Source organism: Paenibacillus sp. NAIST15-1, from assembly GCF_001894745.1.
GTDB lineage: Bacteria > Bacillota > Bacilli > Paenibacillales > Paenibacillaceae > Paenibacillus_B > Paenibacillus_B suaedae.
Genome location: NZ_BBYF01000002.1, coordinates 176,076 through 199,070, shown reverse-complemented (window position 1 = coordinate 199,070; position 22,995 = coordinate 176,076). Strand labels below are relative to the sequence as shown.

Sequence of the window (22,995 nt, the reverse complement as noted above, 5' to 3'; positions counted from 1 at the left end):
TTACGATTCATTATCCAATTCACTGCGCAAATCACGAAGCGCTTGCAGGCGCTGAGGGTCTCTGCGGAAGTATTCAACAAGTGTTTCGATGCATGTAATCGAGTTCCAGCTTAGGTGATGCTCGATACCTTCTACGTCTGTATAAATATGCTCGTCGGCTACACCGATCAAGGTTAAGAAGTCTTCGAGCAGCTGATGGCGATCCACCAATCGCTTGCCGATCTTCTTCCCCTTGCTAGTCAGCACGAGCCCGCGATATTTCTCATAAATAAGATAATCGTCCTTATCGAGCTTCTGAATCATCTTCGTCACAGAAGAAGGGTGCACTTCCAATCCTTCTGCGATATCGGATACGCGAGCATATCCTTTCTCGTCAATCAGTTTATAGATACGTTCCAAATAGTCTTCCATGCTTGGTGTAGGCATCAAGCGTCCCTCATTTCCTTCCACGTTACACGACTTGTCCAAAAGTGCTTCCTGCTTCAATATGTTCCTCATTTCACATCAATAAAGATTACTTTCCCTTAGCGGGAAATGAAGCATGCATATTCATATACGGAAATAATCGTGTATCTTTAAGTTTACATGGTTTCGAGATCAAGTTCAACCTTAGACCTGTTTTGCTCGACATTTACCATAGCTGCGATATGTGGAAATTCATAGAAAGACCGCTCCATCTATGAAATTAGACGGCAGCGGTCACGGTAGATATGATTTAATTATGTAGGTTCTGTCAGTTATGTCAGTCTTCTCATCCACTCCGGGGTAATCTGCTGCAGCCAAATATTCAGCTGACTCAAATGATCGGTGAACAAGAGTATCCCCATCACGATCATAATTGCCCCGCCTACCTTCATCATGACGCCCGAATATTTCGTAAGCCATCGAGTTGAGCCAATGAAGAAGGATAGAATAAAGAATGGCAAACCAAAACCAATACAATAGGCGGTAATCATTAACATTCCTGTGCTTGGCTCAGATGCACTTAATGAAATGATGGCAGTCAAAATTGGGCCAATGCAAGGCGACCAGCCTGCGGAGAAGCCCATCCCGAACAAAAAGGAGCCTAAGTATCCGCTCTTCTGTCCAAAATCCAGCTTCCGTTCCTTCATTAAGAGTTGAGGCTTGAATACACCGATGAGCACAAGCCCCATAATGAGAATGAAAATAGCCGAAATCTGACGAATCAAATCTCGATATTCAGCCAAGTAAGAACCGAGCAGAGTAGCACCCAGACCAAGTGTATAGAACACAACACTGATCCCTAAAATGAAAAACAACGTGTGAGTCATTGTGCGCCATCTAACCTCGCGCTTATTCTGCTTATCCTTTAATTGACTCACCGACATCCCCGTAATGATCGAAATGTAAGATGGATATAACGGCAAACAGCATGGAGATATAAAGGATACAAATCCCGCCCAGAAAGCTATCCACACCGTAATATGACCCAACCGCTTCGCCTCCCCGTATTAGTCGATTGCCCTAACAGGAAGAAGATGGGCGCTGTATCACACCCGAATTCCTCTTCTTGCTATCAATGTCAATATTAACACGGCAATGAGCAATAGGACAATCGTAGCCCCTGGCGCCAAATTCCAAATCCCTGCGGTCAGCAGCCCGCCAACGACAGCAGCTTCGGCTACAAGCACTGATACGATAACTGACTGCTTGAATCCCTTGGCTACAAACAGACTAATGGCTACTGGAATCGTTAATAAGGCCGAGACGAGAAGTGCGCCTACAATTTTGATGGCTGCACTAATTACGAGCGCGGTCAGCACCGTGACGGCAATATTAAGCATTCGTACCGGAAGGCCATTTACCGCAGCTGCATCTTCATCAAAGGTAAGCAAAAACATTTCCTTGAAGAAGAGGAGCAGAAATACGACAACGATAAGGGTTACAACCCCAACTACGATCAAGTCAGTGCCATTCAGAGTATAAATACTTCCGAACAAATAATTGTTCACATTCGCACTAAAGTTCATTCCTAGCGTAAAAAAGAGCGATGCCAGCGCAACACCGCCTGACATGATGACAGCAATGGAGAGCTCAGCGTACGTTTTGTAAGCTTTGCGAAGCTTCTCAATCGCAATCGCACCCACAAGCGCGAATACAAGCCCCATGGCCAGCGGATACACGCCGAGCAGAAACCCAAGTGCTACCCCAGCGATTGTCACATGCGCGAGGGTATCCCCTATCATGGACAACCGACGCAGCACAAGAAACATTCCCATAAGCGGGCCTATGGCGCCAATTAATAATCCCCCGATCAATGCGCGTATAAAAAAATCAGATTGTATGATGTCCAGCAATGACAACGTCCCCTTTAATTCAATTCCATGCAGAGCAAGGAGCAGTCTTCCTTAGAGTATACCGTGCGATAGATCCGGCTCTGAACATTGCACATTGTGCGAATGCCTCACGTAGAAGTTCAGCTTGCCGCATGTCCCCTTCGGATCACAGCCAAGCCATGAATTCACAAGATCCATATCATGAGAAACCATAATGAAGGTCATATGGTGATGTTCATGCAGATGCTGCAGCAGGTTGAAGAAATCGTTTTGCGTTTCCGTATCGATCCCAACTGTAGGCTCATCCAATATGAGCAGTTCAGGCTTGTTCACCATCGCTCGCGCTAGAAATACCCGCTGCTGCTGCCCCCCCGATAACTGCCCAATGCGCTTATCCGCCAAGTCCTCAACCCGCATCACACGCATCGCATCATGGCATTGATTGATTTCCTCCTGCTTCAGCCGTCGGAACATTCGCCGGCGATTGTACATGCCGGATTGTACGACCTCCATCACAGTCGCCGGAAATAATGGATTAAAGGAGTTCTTCTGCGGCACATACCCAATCCGATCCCATTCCTTGAACCGATTGATCGGCGTTCCAAACAGTTTAATTTGCCCTGAGGTGGGCTTCAGCAAACCGACCATCAGTCGCAGGAGCGTCGTCTTGCCAGCGCCATTCGTGCCGATAACACCTACAAAATCCCGCTCATATACGGTGAAGTTGACATCGCGCAGAACCGTCTGTCCTTCATAGCTAAAGCCAACATCCTCTATTGAAATCACCTGGTTATGGCAGGTGTCCGTCATATTCATCATTGTGCTCATTGTGCCCTCTCTCTTCCTTGCACGAACCGTCCAGCCGTGCAACTCTCGGTAACGGACATTGATCCGTTCCTCATTTATTGTAGCGCGACAAGGAGATTTTGCAAATTGCGTTCCATGAGCGTTACGTAATTGTCCCCTTGATCTGCTTGCTGCTTCGTTAAGCCTTCAAGCGGGTTCAATACAAGTGTGCTCACACCCGCTTCACCAGCCAGTGTATTCGCTAATTGATCCGATACAAGCTCCTCAAAGAATACGTACTTTAACCCCTTCTCCTTCACCAGCTTCGAGAGCTTCACCAAATCTTGCGCTCTTGGTTCGGCATCAGGCGTAATGCCCATAATTGCATGCTGCGTCAATCCATAATCCTGGCACAAGTATCCAAATGCATGATGGGATACCACTATCTCACGCTGCTTCAGCGAGCTTAGCTTCTCCGTATATAACTTATCTACGGATTCAATCTTCGACTTTAGCTGCTTATAATTAGCTTCATATTCACCCTTATGCGCACCATCGGCTTGAACGAGTGCATCCTTAACATTGCTTGCCATCGTCAAAGCGGATTTTGGACTCACCCACGTGTGCGGATCTGTGCTGCCATGTTCATGTTCATGCGCATGTTCGGAAGTATCGCCTTCTCCTTCGTGATGCTCGTGCTCGCTTCCATCTGCCTCAATGAGGGGAATGCCCTTGCTTACCTCAATTGTCTTCACATTAGACGAGGAATCCAAGCCTTTCAAAAAATCGTCCAGCCATGTTTCGAAGCCTGCACCATTGACGAGCAACAGCTGGGCATTCGATGCATTATGCAGGTCACGGCTTTTTGGTGTCCAATCGTGTGGCTCAATCCCAGTTGGAATGAGATTGATGGTATTTACATGTTCGCCGCCAATTTGTTCTGTTAAAAATGCAATCGGATAAAAGCTCGTGACAACATTCAGTTTCCCTTCTACAATACCGGATTGAGAACCTTGTGTACATCCTGCCAACACCAATGCGAAGCAGCACAGGGTCAACAAGGAATGACGCAATCTTCTATATTTACTTCTCAGCTTCATATGAATAACTCCTTCTGCGCAAATTATGTAGTTACGCATGTTAATTTTCTGTAATTCGTAATGATTACTATTAAGATTATAAAAAGGCTTTTCTCCCTTGTCAATCCTAACTTTTCTGCCATTCCAATTTCCTGCTTGCATACTCATTGGAAGCAGATGTGACAAAATTGTAAGGCACTCTCTATCATGTTACTCTTTGACATCATTGATAGACGATACTAATATGATAGAGTGCCTATCCTACCGCTAGGCTCAAAACCATATACAAAAGAAATTAAGGAGTGAATGATTTGGATTGGATCGAATGGCTGAAGTATGCCGTGCTTGGATTGGTGCAGGGTTTCACTGAACCAATACCGGTATCGTCAAGCGGGCATTTGGTTATTGCTGAGCGATTATTCGGATTACATATCGAAGGTCTCGGCTTTGAGGTGCTCGTCAACTTTGCCTCCTTGCTAGCTATTTTGCTCATTTATCGTAAAGATATCGTACGGCTTACCGTAAATACGTTCCGCTTCCTGTTCACACGCGCTCAGGATGCAAAAGACGACTTCATGTTCGTAATTTATTTAATTCTCGCTACGATTCCAGCAGGGATTATCGGAGTGGTGTTCAAGGATACGATTGCAGATGTGTTCAAAGGTGTTAAAATTATCGGAGCAACACTGCTCGTGACTGCACTAGCTCTCTGGCTGATACGCAACTTGCGCGGCCGCAAGGGAGACAAAGATCTGTCATTTGGCGAGACGTTCATCGTTGGTCTAGCGCAAGCGGTTGCGCTCATTCCAGGCATTAGCCGTTCCGGTTCAACAATCGTTGCTGCGATGGCACTGGGATGGAAGCAGGAAACTGCCCTTCGCTTCTCCTTCTTCTTGTACATTCCGGTCAGCCTAGGAAGCATGATTCTTGAAGGGAAGGACATGATCAAAGACCCGACACTGGGGCAAATGATGATTCCATACTTGCTTGCCTTCGTATGCTCCTTCGTTGCATCCTACTTCGCTTTGAAATGGTTCATGGGCATTATGGCACGCGGCAATCTAAAATGGTTCTCGCTCTATTGTGTATTTGCAGGACTGTTCGTCCTATTCTTCGTGAATTAATGACGTTCAACAAATAAAGGCCGGAATCGTTTAGATCCCGGCCTTTTTCTATGGCAATTCATATCCTAATCATCCACATATGCCTGCCACCTATTTATTTCGTTCAAACCTCTGTTACTTCACAATTGCACCATTCGGCATGCTGTCTGGAACTGTAGCAACCGTCAATTGACCGTCCTTCGAAGCAGCCAAAATCATACCTTGGGACAAGACACCCCGCAGCTTCACTGGCTTCAGATTCGCTACACAGATTACTTTGCGTCCGATAAGCTCTTCTGGCTTATAATATTGAGCGATTCCAGATACAACCTGACGCTGTTCATAGCCCATATCCAATTCCAATCGCAACAGCTTATCTGCTTTAGGAACAGGTTCACAATGTGTGACTTGTGCAACGCGCAGCTCTACCTTCGCAAACTCATCAATTGCGATTTCTTCTTTGGCATCCTCCGGCTTCGCCGACCCTGTCTCAGCCGCAGCAGCACTGTTGTCTGCTTTAGCTTGGGCAGGTGCTTCTTCAGCTGCTGGCTCTGCCTTCTTACCTCCGTTCATTGCTTCAGCGATGATTTGCACCTCTTCTGCTACTTCCAGACGAGGGAAGATCGGGTCACCCTTCACGACCTTGGTTCCGTTCGGAATGGCTCCGAATGTGCGAACAGATTCCCAAGACGTAATCGTTCCCGCTTCAATACCAAGCTGAGCCCATACCTTCGCTGGGGCTTGGGTCAAGAACGGCTGCAGCAGAATGGAGGAAATACGCAGGCTCTCTGCCAAATGCGCCATAACAGAAGCCAATTCTGCACGCTTGGATTCATCCTTCGCAAGTGCCCAAGGCTGTGTCTCATCAATGTATTTGTTCGTACGGCTGATGAACTGCCAGATGGCAGTCAGAGCTACGGAGAATTCCATCTCTTCCATAGCTGCTTCCACTTTATCCACTGTCTGTGCAGCGAAGGCTGCTATTTCACCATCGAATGCCGTAACTTGGCCTGCATATGCGGGAATCTCGCCGTCGAAGTATTTCTCGATCATTGCAACGGTGCGGTTCAACAGGTTGCCAAGATCGTTCGCCAAATCAAAGTTAATGCGCTCTACGAAGCCTTCCGGCGTAAACGTACCATCTGATCCGAATGGCACCTCGCGCAGCAAGTAGTAACGAAGCGCGTCCAATCCGTAACGATCAATCAGCATAACAGGATCGACAACATTGCCTTTGGACTTCGACATTTTGCCGTCCTTCATCAGCAGCCAGCCGTGTCCGAACACTTTCTTCGGAAGCGGAAGATCAAGCGCCATCAGCATAATCGGCCAGTAAATCGTATGGAAACGAATGATCTCTTTCCCAACCAAATGAACATCCGCTGGCCAATACTTCTTGTACAATTCATCATTGTCCGAGCCATATCCTAGAGCGGAAATGTAGTTGGACAGTGCATCAATCCATACATAAACAACATGCTTCGGATCGTTCTTCACCTTCACGCCCCAATCGAAGGACGTACGGGAAACGGCGAGGTCTTCCAAGCCTGGCTTAATGAAGTTGTTAATCATTTCATTTTTACGGGATTCTGGCTGAATGAACTCTGGGTTCGCTTCATAGAATTCCAACAGTCGATCCGCATATTTGCTCATGCGGAAGAAGTAGCTCTCTTCCTTAACCAGTTCCACAGAACGGCCGCAATCCGGGCAGTTGCCATTCTCGAGCTGGCGTTCTGTGAAGAACGATTCGCACGGTGTACAATACCAGCCTTCATACGTCCCCTTGTAAATGTCTCCTTGCTGAACCAAGCGGTCGAAAATCGTCTGAACCACATTCTTATGACGCTCTTCAGTTGTGCGAATAAAGTCATCATAAGTGATATCCAGCTTGTTCCACAGCTCCTTAATCCCACTGACAATGTTGTCAACGAACTGCTGTGGAGTTACCCCTGCGTCCTTCGCCTTGCGTTCGATCTTCTGACCATGCTCGTCTGTACCCGTCAAGTAGCGAACATCAAAACCGCGCAAACGCTTATAGCGTGCCATTGCGTCCCCTGCTACTGTTGTGTACGCATGACCGATATGCAGCTTGTCGCTTGGATAGTAGATCGGCGTTGTGATGTAAAATGTGTTGCGTTGTTGACTCATTGTTCGTTCATCCTCCTCAGCATATGCCTCTTCATGCAGCAAATCCGATGTTGTCTTTCTTGCACTTCACTAGAGTTTCAATCAAAGCTTCGACAAAAGCTTCAATAAACAGAAAAAGCCCCCGCCCAATTTGGGACGAGAGCTGTATCTCACGTGGTACCACCCAATTTCCCACCTGCATACATATCGACAGGCGGCTTCATTGTGACCGGTATGTAGCCGATCAAGCATTCGTTAACGGGAATGATGCGCCAACAGCTTACGGTAGAGCCTGCTTCACGCAGCTCAATCACTCGCTCACCATCAGTTCCTCCCGGACCATGTTCGGAAGAGCATCCATACCGGTTCCCAGCAATACCGGCTCTCTGAAATGGCTTCTCAGCTTACTTATCCGTTCCTCGGAGATATCGATTTCCAATTATGTGCATCCAACAACTACCCTCAAATATAAATCAGGAACTGTCCCTCTGTCAAGGACGCTTCGGAGGTACCTTGTCTACGCCTCCAGGGTGAAATGGATGGCACTTGGCAATTCGCTTCATCGTCAGCCATGTGCCCTTCACAGGCCCATGGACTTCCAATGCTTCCATTGCATAAGTGGAACATGTCGGATAGAAGCGGCACGTAGGCGGTTTGAGCGGTGATATCCATTTGCGGTAGACTCGAACTGGTGCCTGTGCCATCCTTGTTCCTAGGCTCCGTTGAACTTGACGTTGGTCATCTTCACGCTTAGGAATGTCCTCACTTGAGGAACTGCATCGCTTGCCTTCTTCCTCCGTCATATCCCAGTTCCACCTGTATTATGGTTAGGTACAGAAGTTGAATTATCCTTATCTGTGCATGTAGAGCAGTATCCAAACACTTCGAATTTATGTTGAACGACCTGAAATTGATCAGGTACATCGGTCTGCGACATCGGGCAGAAATGGATCGGATACGTCTTCTCACACTGCAAACATATCATGTGATGGTGATGATGCCCATCTGCACAAGTTACGCGGAACTTGACTCCATCCTCGAACACTACCTGCTCAAGAACGCCTAGATCGAACATGATTCGCAAATTGCGGTATACCGTGTCGAAGCTCAAGCCGGAATAGCGCTTCCCCATAAATTCGTATACATCCTTAGGTGTTAAATATCCATTCGTGTCAGCGAACAGCTTCGCCAAGGTTCGACGCTGATCCGTAATTCTCATCCCTGAATCAGCCATTTTCTCTATAATTTGTTCTGTCTTCAGCATCGAAGTCCCTCCTCTATGATGTGGAACCCGTCACTACTATAATGCGCTATTACTAGCTGTAAAGTCAAACCCGAAGTATAGAAAAAGGACTGCCCCTATTCTATTGGAATAGGGACAGCCCCTCTCAAAAAAATGATTCAATTTATAATAAAAGATCAGTGCTATGAACTAAGACTTCGCCTTCGGAAGTGGCATAAATGTGAAATTGACCGGTAAGCTGCTGCCTGCTGCAGGAGAGAATAAAATCTCAACCTTTTCTTCATAATCTCCTGTACGATAGACTACACTTGATTCATTCGAACCTTTTAGCAATCCCTGATTCGGCGTATTTACAGCCTTACCATTTACTAATATTGCACCCGTATATGATCCTGCGCGCGAATTGAAGGCAATAAGTGTGTTAGGCGCGACCTTGTTCAGGTGGATACGATACAATACCCCATAATTGCCCGCATTTAGACGATCTTCAAACGTCATCATGTCGGAGCCGGTAATGTACTTATCGCTACTGTTATCTGCGATTAACAGGCGTTCTTCCTTAGTGCCAACTGTTTCGTCCACCGTGAACACACGATCGGCATTTTCGAATGTACCACGAATATGCTTCCCGTCAATCGGCAACTGAGGCAAATTCGCGAATTCTTTTAACACATCCTTCTTTGCATCCAGTGCAACGATCGTATATTCAAGCGTACTATCTCCGTAGAAATCCGAATATAACGTAAACACATCTCTTGGTTTGAATGTTGGATTGCTCAATTCTGGTACTACAATTTTCGTTTCATTCGGCTTCAACTTTGTTTCCGTTGCTTTGCCATCCTCAAATGATTGGAAATAACGAACTGTCGCCTTCATCCCTGTATCTTGCGGACTGGGACTAGGCCCTGCAAAGCCTTGATGCTGTATAGTCAAGGTAGCCGGATCATCGGATACGTTCGTGACCAAAATGTAAAACTTCATATTATAATTGGTCGAATTCAAATGGTGTGCAAAAATCCGCGCTCCGCCTGCAACACGATCTTGATATAGGATCCCATCTTTCAATACTTCTTCTGGACTGTTCGCGCGGTACAATGCACGGCGTTCTTCGGTCACTTTTGGTTTGATTTCCTTATAACCAAGAATAGACCCAGCGTCTACTTGATATTTATCCCCTTGTGGTGTGAACAATTTATTAAAATCATCGAACGTGTACAGCACTTCATCCGTTACGGAGATCGTTTGGCTTACTTCAGCCGTAAGGCCGTACTTGTTCTTCACTTTGAGCGTAATTGTCTTCTCGCCCGGCTCGAAGAATGCCGGTTGCTTGTTCACCCACTCGCGTTTCAATTCCGTATCTTCTTCATCCGTACTCAAATCGTCATATTTAATCGGTTCACCCATTTTATATGTCGTTTTATCCGTACGGAAGCTTGCTACTGGCGGTGTATGCGGTCTTGTAACCGTAATTGTCTGGGAATACGGATCACTCCACTCCCCATCCTCATCACGTACGCGCAGTGTAATCGTATATGTGCCTGGCTCGTCATAGATTTCTTGATTCCCGTCCCAATCTACTTCAACAATCTGACGGCCACGTGGATGCGTGGATTGATCTGTGAATGTAACACGAGTCTCTCCTGCAATAATGTCTTTCTGATCAACTTTAAACTTCGCAATTGGCTTAGCACTAAGCTGAATGATGATGCGCTTCGACGCTTGTTCCCACTTATATGGAATTGCCATTGCATCCATCGCGGATGTAACTGGAACCATGAATACGCTATTTGAAATATAAGAAGCGCCCTTCATTTTTGTAGAGACACCGTTTACCCGATAGTCTGTACTTCCCATTTTGTAACGAAGTTCTTTGTCACCGTTCTTGATGATCGTTTCCTTCGTCTTGTTATCAAAGTCCAGCTTGAATCCAAAGCGATCTATCAGTGAACGAATTGCGATATAGGAAACGCCCTTCTTGACCGTAATCGGCTGTGGAGATGTGTATTCAATCCCATCTTGATAGATCTTATTGCTGTCTGCAATTAGGACAACAACATTCTTGTCATATTCCCCAGGTAGAACGGATTGAACACGTGCCTGCGAAACTTGCTTGTTGTCTTGCTGCTTCTCTTCCTGATTGCTGCTGTCTTCCGCAGTATTTGAAGACTTATCCGTTTCGACTGTACCACTTACCTCAGTATTCGTCGTCCCCTCTGCAGCGAACACAGGTACTACTGTGAACAATTGCACTGCGGCTACACAGGCAACGAAAAGCTTTTTCCAAGATTTCATAGTAAATGTCCTACTCCTCATCCATCGTTTATATTTCGAAATGTTAATACAATGTGTAGATTGAACATAGTTATAGACGCATTACTAGGTAAAAAGTTTCTATTTTTTCATTCTTTTTTTAAGGAATATTAAATGAAAGTCAATATTTACATTTCATTTTCTGAAATCATTGTGATTTTACATTTTCTTCATATCCAAAAAAAGACCTGCACCGATCGCTCGGTACAGGTCTCGAGATGAGTTCTATTGCTGTTTCGCGTAAGAAGCACTGTGCCCAAATGGGTATTGCTCCGAAATCGTAACCGGCAGTTTGCCCTTCGGCTCCTGCAGGCCGAGCAGCACATTCCCCAGAGCTTTCATTGCAGCAGGGCGGTTCTCATAGCAACACAAGTACGTAGGTGCATCAGAGAATTGATTCAGATCATATGGATTGCGAGTCGATGCAACAATGACGCGTGTATTGCTGCGTGCTAACAATGCATTCACCACATCAACCTGTCCTTGATGCAGCTTCGATACTGGATTGTAAGTCAGGATCACAATCTGAATATATCCTTCTGTGCTTGCCAAAATTTCTTCCACTTCAACGGAATCTGGATCATTGTTAATCCGGAGCAGCTCCACATCGTTCATATGTGGTTGCAGTGCAGATGCCAACGTATATTCCTGTACGATGAGATCATCGACCTCTGAACGAGTACGCACTTGAGGCCAGATCACAAGCGTTTTCGCGCTGCGATCAAGCGGAAGTGCACCAGCCTCATCCTTAACAAGCGTCGTACTGTCCTCGAACATACGATCAACCAATGCCTTAGATTCAGGCGTAGCGAAATATGAAGTGAAATCCTCTGGAACTTCTGTCTCTTCGCCCATATGACGCTTATTTTTCAAGGTAATGATACGATCGATGGATTCGTCGATGCGCGATTCAGCGATGCGACCGGTACGAACAGCTTCGCACAGCGCTTGAATCGATGCAACTTGCTCTTCATACGTATGGCTGACTAGCAAAATATCAGCACCGGCTTCAACTGCGCGCACCGCACCTTCAGCCACACCAACTTCCTTCGAAATTGCATGCATTTCCAAGCAATCTGTTACGATCAAGCCATCATAGCCCATACGGTGGCGGAGCAGCTTCGTAAGCACATTATGGGACAACGTAGCTGGGATGGAATCCGGCTCAAATGCAGGGAAAATGACATGCGCCGTCATAATGCAATCCACGCCCTCTTGAATCGCACGCGCAAATGGAGCAAGCTCAACTGCAACCAATCGTTCCTCATCATGCGGTACAGTGGCTAGGCCGTGATGAGAGTCGACAGCCGTGTCGCCATGTCCTGGGAAATGCTTCGCTGTTGCAGCCACATTCGCCTCTTGCAGGCCGCGAATTTGTGCAGTTCCAAGTTCAGCTACCAGATCAGGACGTTCACTGTATGAACGAACTCCGATTACAGGATTCTCCGGATTGTTGTTCACATCCAAGCTCGGTGCAAAGTTCATGTTAATGCCAAGACGGAGCATCTCTTCTCCGCAAATACGTGCAGCCTCATAAGCATGCTCAGCACTGCGCGTAGCTCCAATTGTCATATTGCCTGGGATCAGCGTAATATCCTCCCAGTCGATCCGTGCCACCATACCGCCTTCTTGGTCAATACTAATGAAGAGCGGGATATTCGTCTGTTCTCCGGAAATCTCTTGCAAATGATGAGATAACGCACTTACTTGCTCTTTGCTCACCACGTTGCGTTTGAAATAAATAATGCCTCCAACGTGGTGCTCCTTAATCAAGGAACGGATATTATCGTTTACCTCTGTCGTTGCGAATCCACACATCACCATTTGGCCAATTTTTTGCTCAAGCGTCAGTTGAAGTTTACTCATCTCACTCATCCCATCCTCTTCATATCGTGAATTCTTGATGTGATTCATTTAAGCGTTATCATTTTCCCGTCTGAACGGCATCCTCGCGATATTCCGTCGGCTTCTTGCCTGTGTACTTCTGGAATACCTTGGAGAAGTACCGTCTTTCTGAATATCCAACAAGCGCACCAATCTGTGTAATGCTCTTGTCTGTTGTGCGGAGCAATGACATCGCCAGCTCCATTCGCTGACGCGTCACGTATTCAACAAACGTTTCCCCGAAATGATTCTTAAACAACAAACTGAAATAACTGCAGCTGATTCCTAAGTAATCAGCCATTTCCTCGACGCCGATATCTGAGCCTAAATTGCGGTGAATATAGTCTTTGGCTGATATCATCAGGAGCTCGCTCGACTTCTTGTTCATCGCGTGTTCCTTCGTATGATCGACTAACTCCATAATCGCACACATTAAGTCCTTGACGCCCATCATATGCTGAAGCTTATTCCACACCGCTTCTTCTTCTTGTGGTGTAACTAGTTCCCACTCTCTCATCTCACGAATCAAGTGAATGATGACATAATGAAGGAACGTCTCCGCACGAACGATGGACTGCTCAGACATATACATCAGGCTGGATTGCAAGGCATGCATTCCGTCATCGACCTTAGAGCGATCATTCTGCTTCATCCCCGCCACGATATCTTCGACTAACTGCCACTGTGAGACAGAGGCCGCCTGTCTTGCTACTGAGCCTTCATCGACAGATACGAGCTGTTCATCATCGGTATGCAAAATAAGAGTACGCTGCAGGCGTTTGTACGTATGTGCCAAGCTCATGAGAGGGATCGGCCCATTATCCCATGCAAGGCTTACGGTCATCTTCACATGGCCTCGAACCGCCTGCTGAATTTCCTGTGCCCAGCGTGCCATATCGACCGAAGTAACCTCATGCTGGTCACGATAGCATTGAAGAAGTACACACCACTCCCCTTCACGCATTTGCAATACGGCATATTTATTCCAATCATCCACAATGGCATCCTGCAGCACGTTGCGAACTGCGAAATTCCACAGCTTGCGCTCATTGTCACTCCAAGAGGCGCTTTGCTGTGCATAGCCATCCAAGTCAACGAGCAGCAGCGAGTAAGCCAGCTTGTCAATCGGCTGCTCTTCATCGACCATGAAGGCCGCAAGTGCGCCAGTGGAGAATCCCATAAGAACATCGAACATCATCTTCTCGTAAGCGAGACTAATCATGCGCCCCCAGCGCCTTTCCGTCAGCTTCTTCTCTAGTTGACGGGTGCGTACAAGATCAGCAAGCTTCTTCACGGTCAATTCCAGCTCATCGTAGTTAATCGGCTTCAATACATAATCACGAACACCGTGCTGCATTGCTATTCGAGCATATTCGAATTCCTGATAGCCGGTCAGCATCATAACCTCAGCTTCACAACCCATTTTACGAATTTCTCGCAGAAAGTCCATACCGTCCATAACGGGCATACGAATATCACACAAAATGATGTCTGGCTCGTGCTGCCGCACCATTTCCAGCCCTTCCACACCATTGCGAGCTGTGCCTACCAATTCAACATTCAGCTCATCCCACGGGATGACCAGCTTCAAGTTGTTCAAAATCGGTACCTCATCATCAATGAGCAATGCCTTCACACTCATAACGTATCACCCTGTTCGTATTTCGGTATCACACACTGAATCATCGTTCCCATCTGTGAAGCGGAACAGATGAACAATCCATAACCAGGACCATATCGAATGCGCAAGCGATCTGCTACACTGCGAACTCCGAGTCCCCTACGTTCCGTATTGTACGACTCTTCTTCCTGCGGCAGAACCGATTTTTGCTCATCAGAGAGCATATATTGGAACTTTCTTAATTGTTCATTCGACATGCCCATCCCATTATCCTCTACCCGAATGAGAATGCGATCTTCATCCTCAAATGCGGTAATGCGGATCCATCCTGTGTGCTCAATTCCATCAAATCCGTGTTGGATTGAGTTCTCAACAAGCGGCTGCAGGGTCAGCTTCATCACCTTGCAGTGCATGATGTGCTCCGGCACGTCAATTTCGAAGTTGAACAGCTCCTCAAATCGAAACTTTTGAATTTCAAGATAGCTCTTCAAATATTCAAGTTCTTCGCGAAGCGTAATTTCCTCTTTATCCTGAATGCTAATGCGTAAAATATTGCCGAGGCGATAAACCATCTGGCTAACTTTTCGCCCTTCATTTTGAATAGCCAGCACATTAATCGATTCAAGTGTATTAAATAAAAAGTGAGGCTTAATTTGAGCTTCCAGCACTCTCATTTCCGCCTTATTCTTCTGCTGCTGCTCATTCTTCACTTGATCAATAAGGCCAGACACACGCTCCATGAGACTATTGAATCCGTGTGAGAGCATCCTTAACTCATCTCTGCCCTCTTCATCAACACGGGCGTTCAGATCTCCATCCTCAACCCTGCGCATAAATCGAACGATGCGCGTAATGTTGCGCGTTATTCGGTTCGTAAACAACAGGTTGAACAGCAGCGCTCCAAGGATGCAGAGGAATAAGATGGTAGACACCCATTTCAGAAATACGACCATCTCCTTCGAGAGAGAGCTCCAGTCGCGCACGGAAATCAAATACCAGCCGTAATCACTCATGGGGTGGTACGTGATCACACTTTCGCGTTCCCCGAATTTGTCCTTGTAGCTTACATATGTATTTTCGAACTTGATCGGCTTCGAAGCATAATCAGCGATCATATGGCCAGCGAGCTGCTTCGAGTTGTCGTATAGAATCTGTCCATCACGATTGACGATAAAGAACTTCGTATTCTCCATCTGATCAGCCGTATAAAACTTGTTAAAGAACGTGTCGAGATCCCAGTTCTTAATCTGGATGATCGATATTCCAATTGGCCTCATCGTCGATAGATCCTTCACAACTCGAATCTGGGTAAAGACCTGCTCGGAGCCCGTCAGTTCTGGAAATTCATTTGGCCCGACCCATAACGGAACCCCGTTCAAGTCCATGACTTTCTTAAATACAGGATGCTTTTTGAATTCATGAAAAGGCATTTCCTTGAAGTTGTCTTTAGAAAATATTGGGATAATCCCTTCTCTTTGTGCATATGGGCTGAAATTGTACAAAAAGGCATAACTAATCGCAGGATGGTTGAACAGCAGCTTGCGGAAATTTTGCTGGCGTTCGTTCATCCGGATATAGTCCGTGCCTTTTAGCGTATCATCAACTTGCTTTCCGACTGGCCGCCCCTGTTCATCCACGAAGTAAAGCTTTCCATTATCGTCATATCTGACGACGCTTGAGCTTACCATATCGTGTTCGTAAGGATTAGGCGATACCAACGCCTTCTGGAAGACGTTATTCGCAATGCCTGTGTCGGATACTTTATTGATTTCATCGAATATGTAGCCGATGCTGTGGCTCATGGCCCGCATCGAGAATTGCGCTTGCTCACTATATTTCTTCTCTAGCAAATTAAATGTAATCACAAATGTAATCGTTCCAAGTAAAAGCAAAGGGATAATGATAAGCAAAATAAATCCACTAAACATCTTAAATCGTAAATTCATTGTGCACATTACCCCTTTACTCTCTCTCTAGTCATCTATGAATATATTAACACGTAAGAGCTTACATTTCATGCAGAAACTATGAAAAGATTAGCCCTTAACCCCGCCTGCTGTGAGACCCTCAATAATTTTCTCTTGCAGGATTGCGTAGATGACCATAACAGGTACGACACTGTATACGATACCAGCCGCCATCTGCGCGTAGTTCGTGTTATACGTATCACGGAAGCCGACCATACCGACCGGAAGTGTACGCAAGTTGTCTGTTGAGATAAAGAAGTTTGCGAGCAAGAATTCATTCCAGTTGCCGAGGAAGTTGACAATGAATACGGTCACGAGCGCTGGTACCGTCAACGGCAAGATGACTTTGAAGAAAATGCCTGGTGCCTTCAAGCCGTCAATTACAGCTGCTTCCTCAATCTCAGACGGGAGACTTCGCATAAATGCCGCCAAGATAATAATCGTAAATGGTATTGCCCCTGCCGTGTAAGGAACATATAGGGCCCAGTGCTTATCGAGCATGTTCAAGTTCTTCAAGATGCCGTAAATCGGAAGCAGCAATGCATTGCCCGGAATGAGCAAGCCTAGCAAAATAAACTGGAACACTGCTGCACTCATCTTCTTATAGCGCATACGTGTAATCGCAAAGGATGCAAGAGACGCGATGAGAATCGTAGACACGGATGCTGCAAGTGAAATGTACAAGCTATTTACGAAATAAGTGCTAATTTTGGCATTGACCCAAGCTTTCACATAGTTATCCCAAGCAAATTCTGTCGGCAAACCGAATGGATTCGCTGCAATGGCTCCGTTGTCTGTCTTTACCGATGAGAACAAGACGAACAGGAATGGGAATAGAATAACCGCCAAATACAACAGTAGGAAAATATGAGGGGTGCCCTTTTTCAGCTGTTTCATCATTAGTATTCAATCCTTTCCGTTCTACGCGCAATAAGTACTTGGTAAAGCACAGTAACGATGAGCGTGAACACGAAGATAAGGACTGCGATGCTGTTCCCATAGCCATATTTGAAGCTTGTAATCGAGTGCTTGATCATATAAGTTGCCATAACATCGGTTGCCCCTGCCGGGCCGCCCTTGGTCATAACGATGACGATATCTGCCGCCTTCATTGCACCTGCGATCGATAGCATAATAACCACGGAGATGATCGGCATAATAAGCGGAATCGTAATGCGCATCGCACGTTGAACGCCAGTTGCGCCATCAATCATAGCTGCTTCGTCAAGATCTTTCGGAATCGCTAGAATTGCAGCCAACACCATAACAATGTAGAAACCGGTCCACTGCCAAGCGTTCGTAATCAAGATCGAAATCATTGCCGTTTTCTTGTCTGCCAGCCACATAAGCGGATCGATACCGAACAAACCTAACAGCTTGTTAAGAAGCCCTGTGTCCGGATCGTAAATGAAGCCCCACAAAATACCGATGACGGCCGTGGACATAACAGACGGCATGAATACTGCTGTCTTGTACAATCCTTTCAAACGCTTGACATTGGAGATGAGCAGTGAGAAGAAAATGATTAACGGGACTTGGACTAACAAGGAGAACAAAATAAAGTATCCATTGTTCTTCACTGATTCCCAAAAGTCTGGCTTACTCATCACATTGAGATAGTTGTCAAAGCCAATAAATGTAACGTCCTTCGATATTCCGTTCCAACTCGTAAAGCTGTAGTAAATCGCATTGATTACCGGGTATATAAAGAATGCGATGAACAAAACGAGCGTAGGAAGCAAAAATAACACATATGTTAAGGGGTTTCTTAATGCTTTGTTCATATGATTTCCCTCCGTCCGTCCCACATCGTAATCATACTGGTTGACTGCTGCTCAGGATGATAAATGAGCACCACCCCCCGATACGGACAGGTGGTGCTCCTTGTGGTCAAGCTTGCTTTTTATTTATCTTATTTCGATGCTGCGTTCGCTTCTTCTTGTACTTTTTGCACGGCATCCAGAGCCGCTTGCGGTTCAGCTTCGCCGCTAATCATTTTTTGGAGCTGTTGACCGAGTGCCGTATTCACATCCGCTTGAACGAGTGCATCAAATGCAGGCCATGTGAATTTCACGTCTTTCATTTGAGCCATGATCGCTTGCAGCAAGTCGTTTCCTTGGGAAGCTTCGTCCAGCTTCGCTTGGTCAACCTTCATTGCAGGGATAACGCCATCTTCCTTCAAGCCGCGTACTTGCATGTCTTCGTTATACAAGTTCTTGATGAACGCTTTTACCGCTTCCATCTTGCGTGGATCTTCAGCAATCTTGGAAGAGAATGCATATCCGTTGTTGGAGTCGAACATTACGCTGTACCCGTCGCCTTCTTTAGCTGGAGGCATCAGGAAGAAACCAGCTTTGTTATGCAATTTACCGGATTGTGTTGCATCAGCGAATACGGAAGATGCCCAAGATCCATCGAACATCATAACTGCTTCACCATTTACCAACTGTGTACGTTGTGTTGCATAATCAAGACCAAGCTCGCCTTTTTTGAAGTAGCCTTTCTTGATCCAATCTGAGTGCTTCGCAAATGCTTCTACCATTTTTGGATCGTTCCACTTCGTTGTTCCTTTCGCAAATCCGGAAGTAATATCCGCACCGCCGAAGTAGGACCACAACGTGTTTGTTGTCATCAATGGCACCCAAGCATCCTTGGAACCAATTGCGAATGGAATTTTGCCGTCAGCCTTTACTTTTTCAGCGATTGCTTCAAGCTCAGCCAATGTTTTTGGAATTTGAATTCCTTTTTCAGCGAAATAGTCTTTGTTATAGAAGTAACCTTCAATAGAAGCACCGATTGGTAAACCGTAGATCTTGTCTTCTACTGTCCATTGTGCAAGAGATTGGAACTTGTCCTTCAATCCAAGCTCATCCAGAATCGGAGCTACATCAAGTATAAGTCCATTCTCCGCGTACAATTTCACGTCTGGGTTACCGAAGGCATCAAAGATATCTGGAGGAGATCCGCTTCCCATTTCTGCACGAAGCTTCTCTTTGCGGTTAACCTCAGAGTCAACACCGTCAAGCTTAATTGTTAGACCTGGAACTTCGGATTCTGTCTTCTTCACAACATCTTGCAAGATAGCGAAGCGGTTTTTCTTCGAATCGCCTAGCTGCGTATGACGAAGTGTAAGCTCAAATGGTTCAACCTTTTTATCTTCACCAGCTTGGTTCGCTGGCTTCTCAGAACCACTCTCTGACTTCGATCCGCATCCTGTAAGCGCTGTCGTTGCGATGAACAGAAGTGTCAGAATCATTACCAATCCTTTTTTCATGTAAGGACCCTCCCGTATGTTTTTGTCTGTTGGTAAGATCTTGATGTTGTTTAGTACGCTTTTATTATAATTCGACAATGTCCTTCCTGTAAGGACGACATTTTAACTATTGGGGGATAAAATCCTCTAACGAATGAGGGATAAAATAAAACAGCGATCAAAACCTCGGTTTGAGGATTTGACCGCCAATTTATGAAACACCTAGCATATCTGCTTGTCTAGTAACTTCCCAATTTTACTCACGCAATACAATTTTTGTAAAGCAGGTGAATGAATATGAGCTATTGCATTTGCATCCTCTATTTAATTCCCTCTTGTGAAATTGTACAGCCTATCATACAGTTCACGTATGCTCGGATTCGTGCTGCTCGCTGCATCGCGCAGAACCGGCCCGCTTCCTTTATAATACGCAGTAAAGCCTTTCCCTGCGAATCCATATTGATAGCCTGCGTTCATATATTCATTGAATCGGCTCCGGAACGTATTATCCGTTAGCATACGATTGTCGAACTCGACTTCAACACCCATGCCATATCGTTTGGCGGTTTGAATCCCATCTACAAGACGATCAATTGATAAATCTTCAAAAAAGTAGTTCGGCTGGTACGTCGCTGCATCGAATCCTGCGTCCTTCCATATAAAACTCTTATAGGTCAAGGAATGAGGGATCCAGAACGATTTTAGCCCTCTTGCATGAACATCAGAGTTCATCATCCGCAGGAAGTCTGGGGCTGACTTGGACCAGCTAATCTCTTCATCCACCCAGTACATGCCAACCAGTTCAAGGTTGGAGTAGTTGTTCGCATTCCAGCGGTTTTGTACCTCTTGCAGCCACCATCTGACTGCCTTCTGGCGTGTCGCCAAGGCTTTCTCTATGCCCACGCTGGCTTCACTAAAATTCTCGGTAATGCCGTCACCGTCAATATCACCGAAATTCGTCGTGTTTTCTCCCGGATTTGGGAGCATCATGACAACCTTCGTTTTGTGATTCGGCTGTCCGAGTTGGATTCCTACTTCCTTCGTTGCCTCATTCAATTGCTTCAAGTCACCTTGAGCGCCAAATGTTTTATCGAGGTACCATTGCCAATCCGACAAGAGGGAATTCGATCCGAAATCACGACCTGCCGGAGATTGGAGACCCAGCATCAACACACCATCAAAGAACCAATCCTGAACCTGTCCGGCTTGATTCACATAACCAATTTCCGGAATCAGACTGTCTTTTGTCCACGCCGGAACGTCAGGGTAATATCCATTGTAGACAAGCGATAAATTACGAATTCCAGCAGTGTCGACGCCCGGGTACTGGAATTCGAACGGTTTCATATTCACGACAACTGCTCCGTCAGCCTTGCCGTCAGTCCCCATAATTTCAATCTCATCAATAAATGTCCAGGCTTTCGGATGCATAGAGAACACGACCTTAACATAGCGTGCATAGGCCATCGTAGCACCTTGTCCTCCGCCTGCAACCCCATCCTTGCTGCCATCCCATACATAGGTTTGATCAATCGGAGGGCCATTCGTCCAGCCACGTTCCGTTGCTTTGTGCCCGACAATTCCCCAATTCATATTATCATCTGATACATATATAGATACGCTCAATGGAAACAAGATCGCAGAACCCGGCCAATCTTGAAGGAAGTGCGCCCTAACACTTGCTATCGATTTCCGTTGACCAAAGTCAAACGTGACTTCCCGCGCCTTCTTCTTAATGTGCCCGACCCACGCTGGATCCGTCACATTCGCAGCACCCTTAACGCCATTAGTTAGCTTGTTGCCTGTATCCGGATAATTCGATTCCGGCGCTTCCGACCAAGTGTAGGTAGAGCTCGGTGCAAGATTGCGGAGCTGTGGTGCCGCTTGGGCATTCGGCATGTTCGGAATAATCGACAATATCAGCATCATACTAAGGACAAGTGCTGTCATCTTTATCTTCATAATCAATATCCCTCCTATATACGTTCATTTTCGAAGAATACGGCCCGAATCATCTAATGATTAAGCTGCAATCATACCTCCTCTATGCAAAAATTTATCCAAGAAAGCTGTTCCCTCATGATGCCTGATGCCCTTTCTATGTTGAACCAGTAGCTAGAAGCGTCTCTTCACCTACCAGTTATGAGGATAAGAAAATGCATTTCTACAGCATATATTCCTGCAAAAAAAAGATCCCTCGATGATAGCGCTTCCATTTTAAGTTGTGTGATTTCCTTTTTTTTCATCCTTAAAGCGCATTATAGTTTTTTCCTTCCATTTTAGAAATAGTTCTTTCCGATCATTTTATACACAATATTATTGAATACACGTTCTAAGTGAACACTCTTTCATCTATTGCAACAAAAAAAAGAGATGACCTCTTCCCTGCTAGGCAAGTCATCTCTCTTCCTATATAAATAGATATGAAATACACTATACGCTCGTCTGCCCGCGGCCCTTCTCAATAAGCGCATAAGCACGCTCCACCTCTTCTGCAGTCGGGGAAGGAATCCCTTCAAGCGGATACTTCTCACCTAGCTGTTCCCACTTGTATACGCCCATTTGATGGTACGGCAGGATTTCGAATTTCTCAACACCTTGCAGTGTACCGATAAAACGACCCAGTTCAAGCAAGTCCTCTTCATTGTCGTTAATCGTCGGTACGAATACGTGTCGAATCCACATTTTCTTGCCATGCTCAGATAACCAACGCGCCGTATCCAGCGTACGTGCATTCGGCACACCTGTAAGGGCAATATGCTTCTCGTTGTTAATATGCTTAATATCCAGCAATACTAGATCCGTAACATTCATCAATTCTTCCAGCTTCGCTACTTCGTTGAAACCGTTCGAATCCAGGGTTGTATGCAGATCCCAGCGCTGCTTCACTTCACGGAATAGCTCTCTAACGAATGCAGCTTGCAGCGTTGGCTCCCCGCCCGATACGGTCAAACCGCCGCCAGAGCTGCGGTAATAAGGCAAGTAAGGTTCAATTTCAGCAAGTACTTCCTCAAGCGTCATTTCTTTGCCGTCACCTAAGCTCCATGTATCGCGGTTATGGCAATATTGGCATTTGAGCGCGCACCCCTGCATGAATAAAATAAATCGTATGCCAGGCCCATCAACGGTACCGAATGTTTCTAACGAGTGAATACGTCCGATCATCTCTATCACTTTCCTCTCCAGCCCATTACAACCTGCTTACATGACAAGAGGGGCGCTCCCTCCCTGCCATTGACCGAAAGGTACTAGGCATGTGGTGTAGTTGCGCCCCTTTACTTATCAAATATCGAGTATATCCTTTACATTGCTCAACTTACTTCGA

The 22,995-nt window shown here is 46.0% G+C and carries 20 protein-coding genes; 1 reads left to right on the top strand and 19 read right to left on the bottom strand.

Annotation, left to right across the window (positions count from 1 at the left end; all coding sequences use genetic code 11):
• The 5 genes from mntR to PBN151_RS04505 all read right to left on the bottom strand — a co-directional run bounded on the left by mntR (window position 1) and on the right by PBN151_RS04505 (window position 4,183).
• Entirely contained in the window at window positions 1-426 is a 426-nt protein-coding gene (gene mntR / locus PBN151_RS04525; protein ID WP_021253005.1) for a transcriptional regulator MntR, read from the bottom strand.
• Window positions 427-737: 311 nt separating this feature from the next.
• Complete coding sequence (locus PBN151_RS04520; protein WP_021253006.1) at window positions 738-1,454, bottom strand: cytochrome c biogenesis CcdA family protein; 717 nt, start codon at window positions 1,452-1,454, stop codon at window positions 738-740.
• A 57-nt stretch (window positions 1,455-1,511) separates the two neighbouring features.
• Window positions 1,512-2,318, bottom strand: a complete 807-nt coding sequence (locus PBN151_RS04515; protein WP_021253007.1) for a metal ABC transporter permease — start codon at window positions 2,316-2,318, stop codon at window positions 1,512-1,514.
• A gap of 51 nt (window positions 2,319-2,369) precedes the next feature.
• Complete coding sequence (locus PBN151_RS04510; protein ID WP_083545037.1) at window positions 2,370-3,116, bottom strand: metal ABC transporter ATP-binding protein; 747 nt, start codon at window positions 3,114-3,116, stop codon at window positions 2,370-2,372.
• Window positions 3,117-3,199: 83 nt separating this feature from the next.
• Window positions 3,200-4,183: a metal ABC transporter substrate-binding protein gene (locus PBN151_RS04505; RefSeq protein ID WP_072727880.1), complete on the bottom strand. Its 984-nt coding sequence runs from the start codon at window positions 4,181-4,183 to the stop codon at window positions 3,200-3,202.
• 290 nt (window positions 4,184-4,473) lie between these two features.
• Between PBN151_RS04505 and PBN151_RS04500 the strand changes: the two genes are divergently transcribed.
• A complete protein-coding gene (locus PBN151_RS04500) occupies window positions 4,474-5,286 on the top strand; it encodes an undecaprenyl-diphosphate phosphatase (RefSeq protein ID WP_021261803.1) in 813 nt (270 codons plus the stop codon).
• Window positions 5,287-5,400: 114 nt separating this feature from the next.
• On the opposite strand, the gene metG is transcribed toward PBN151_RS04500, so the two are convergent.
• The 14 genes from metG to pflA all read right to left on the bottom strand — a co-directional run bounded on the left by metG (window position 5,401) and on the right by pflA (window position 22,835).
• Window positions 5,401-7,413 carry a methionine--tRNA ligase gene (metG, locus tag PBN151_RS04495; RefSeq protein ID WP_072727879.1) on the bottom strand — a complete coding sequence of 671 codons (2,013 nt, stop codon included), beginning with the start codon at window positions 7,411-7,413 and terminating at the stop codon, window positions 5,401-5,403.
• 149 nt (window positions 7,414-7,562) lie between these two features.
• Window positions 7,563-7,706, bottom strand: a complete 144-nt coding sequence (locus tag PBN151_RS30985) for a hypothetical protein (RefSeq protein ID WP_156159919.1) — start codon at window positions 7,704-7,706, stop codon at window positions 7,563-7,565.
• The gene (locus tag PBN151_RS32230; protein WP_265332072.1) at window positions 7,703-7,831 is read right to left on the bottom strand and encodes a hypothetical protein; all 129 of its coding nucleotides are present in this window, start codon (window positions 7,829-7,831) and stop codon (window positions 7,703-7,705) included. Before PBN151_RS32230 ends, PBN151_RS30985 begins: the two co-directional genes overlap by 4 nt.
• 52 nt (window positions 7,832-7,883) lie before the next feature.
• A complete protein-coding gene (gene yidD / locus PBN151_RS04490; protein WP_072727878.1) occupies window positions 7,884-8,195 on the bottom strand; it encodes a membrane protein insertion efficiency factor YidD in 312 nt (103 codons plus the stop codon).
• Window positions 8,192-8,656, bottom strand: a complete 465-nt coding sequence (locus tag PBN151_RS04485) for a Fur family transcriptional regulator (protein WP_072727877.1) — start codon at window positions 8,654-8,656, stop codon at window positions 8,192-8,194. Before PBN151_RS04485 ends, yidD begins: the two co-directional genes overlap by 4 nt.
• A gap of 168 nt (window positions 8,657-8,824) precedes the next feature.
• Window positions 8,825-10,927: a stalk domain-containing protein gene (locus tag PBN151_RS04480; RefSeq protein WP_072727876.1), complete on the bottom strand. Its 2,103-nt coding sequence runs from the start codon at window positions 10,925-10,927 to the stop codon at window positions 8,825-8,827.
• A 243-nt stretch (window positions 10,928-11,170) separates the two neighbouring features.
• Window positions 11,171-12,811, bottom strand: coding sequence for a beta-N-acetylhexosaminidase (gene nagZ, locus PBN151_RS04475; protein WP_083545034.1), 1,641 nt, complete (start codon window positions 12,809-12,811; stop codon window positions 11,171-11,173).
• A gap of 58 nt (window positions 12,812-12,869) precedes the next feature.
• A complete protein-coding gene (locus PBN151_RS04470; RefSeq protein WP_072727875.1) occupies window positions 12,870-14,471 on the bottom strand; it encodes a response regulator in 1,602 nt (533 codons plus the stop codon).
• Window positions 14,468-16,396 carry a cache domain-containing sensor histidine kinase gene (locus PBN151_RS04465; RefSeq protein WP_021253018.1) on the bottom strand — a complete coding sequence of 643 codons (1,929 nt, stop codon included), beginning with the start codon at window positions 16,394-16,396 and terminating at the stop codon, window positions 14,468-14,470. Before PBN151_RS04465 ends, PBN151_RS04470 begins: the two co-directional genes overlap by 4 nt.
• Before the next feature lie 90 nt (window positions 16,397-16,486).
• Window positions 16,487-17,314 carry a carbohydrate ABC transporter permease gene (locus PBN151_RS04460; RefSeq protein WP_036590578.1) on the bottom strand — a complete coding sequence of 276 codons (828 nt, stop codon included), beginning with the start codon at window positions 17,312-17,314 and terminating at the stop codon, window positions 16,487-16,489.
• Window positions 17,315-17,316: 2 nt separating this feature from the next.
• Window positions 17,317-18,201: a carbohydrate ABC transporter permease gene (locus PBN151_RS04455; protein ID WP_021253020.1), complete on the bottom strand. Its 885-nt coding sequence runs from the start codon at window positions 18,199-18,201 to the stop codon at window positions 17,317-17,319.
• 128 nt (window positions 18,202-18,329) lie between these two features.
• Window positions 18,330-19,691 (bottom strand): ABC transporter substrate-binding protein, encoded by a 1,362-nt coding sequence (locus tag PBN151_RS04450; RefSeq protein WP_072727874.1) that lies wholly within the window; start codon window positions 19,689-19,691, stop codon window positions 18,330-18,332.
• A 303-nt stretch (window positions 19,692-19,994) separates the two neighbouring features.
• Complete coding sequence (locus PBN151_RS04445; protein ID WP_227774388.1) at window positions 19,995-21,632, bottom strand: DUF4855 domain-containing protein; 1,638 nt, start codon at window positions 21,630-21,632, stop codon at window positions 19,995-19,997.
• A gap of 471 nt (window positions 21,633-22,103) precedes the next feature.
• Complete coding sequence (gene pflA, locus PBN151_RS04440) at window positions 22,104-22,835, bottom strand: pyruvate formate-lyase-activating protein (RefSeq protein ID WP_065291933.1); 732 nt, start codon at window positions 22,833-22,835, stop codon at window positions 22,104-22,106.
• Window positions 22,836-22,995 lie beyond the last annotated feature (160 nt).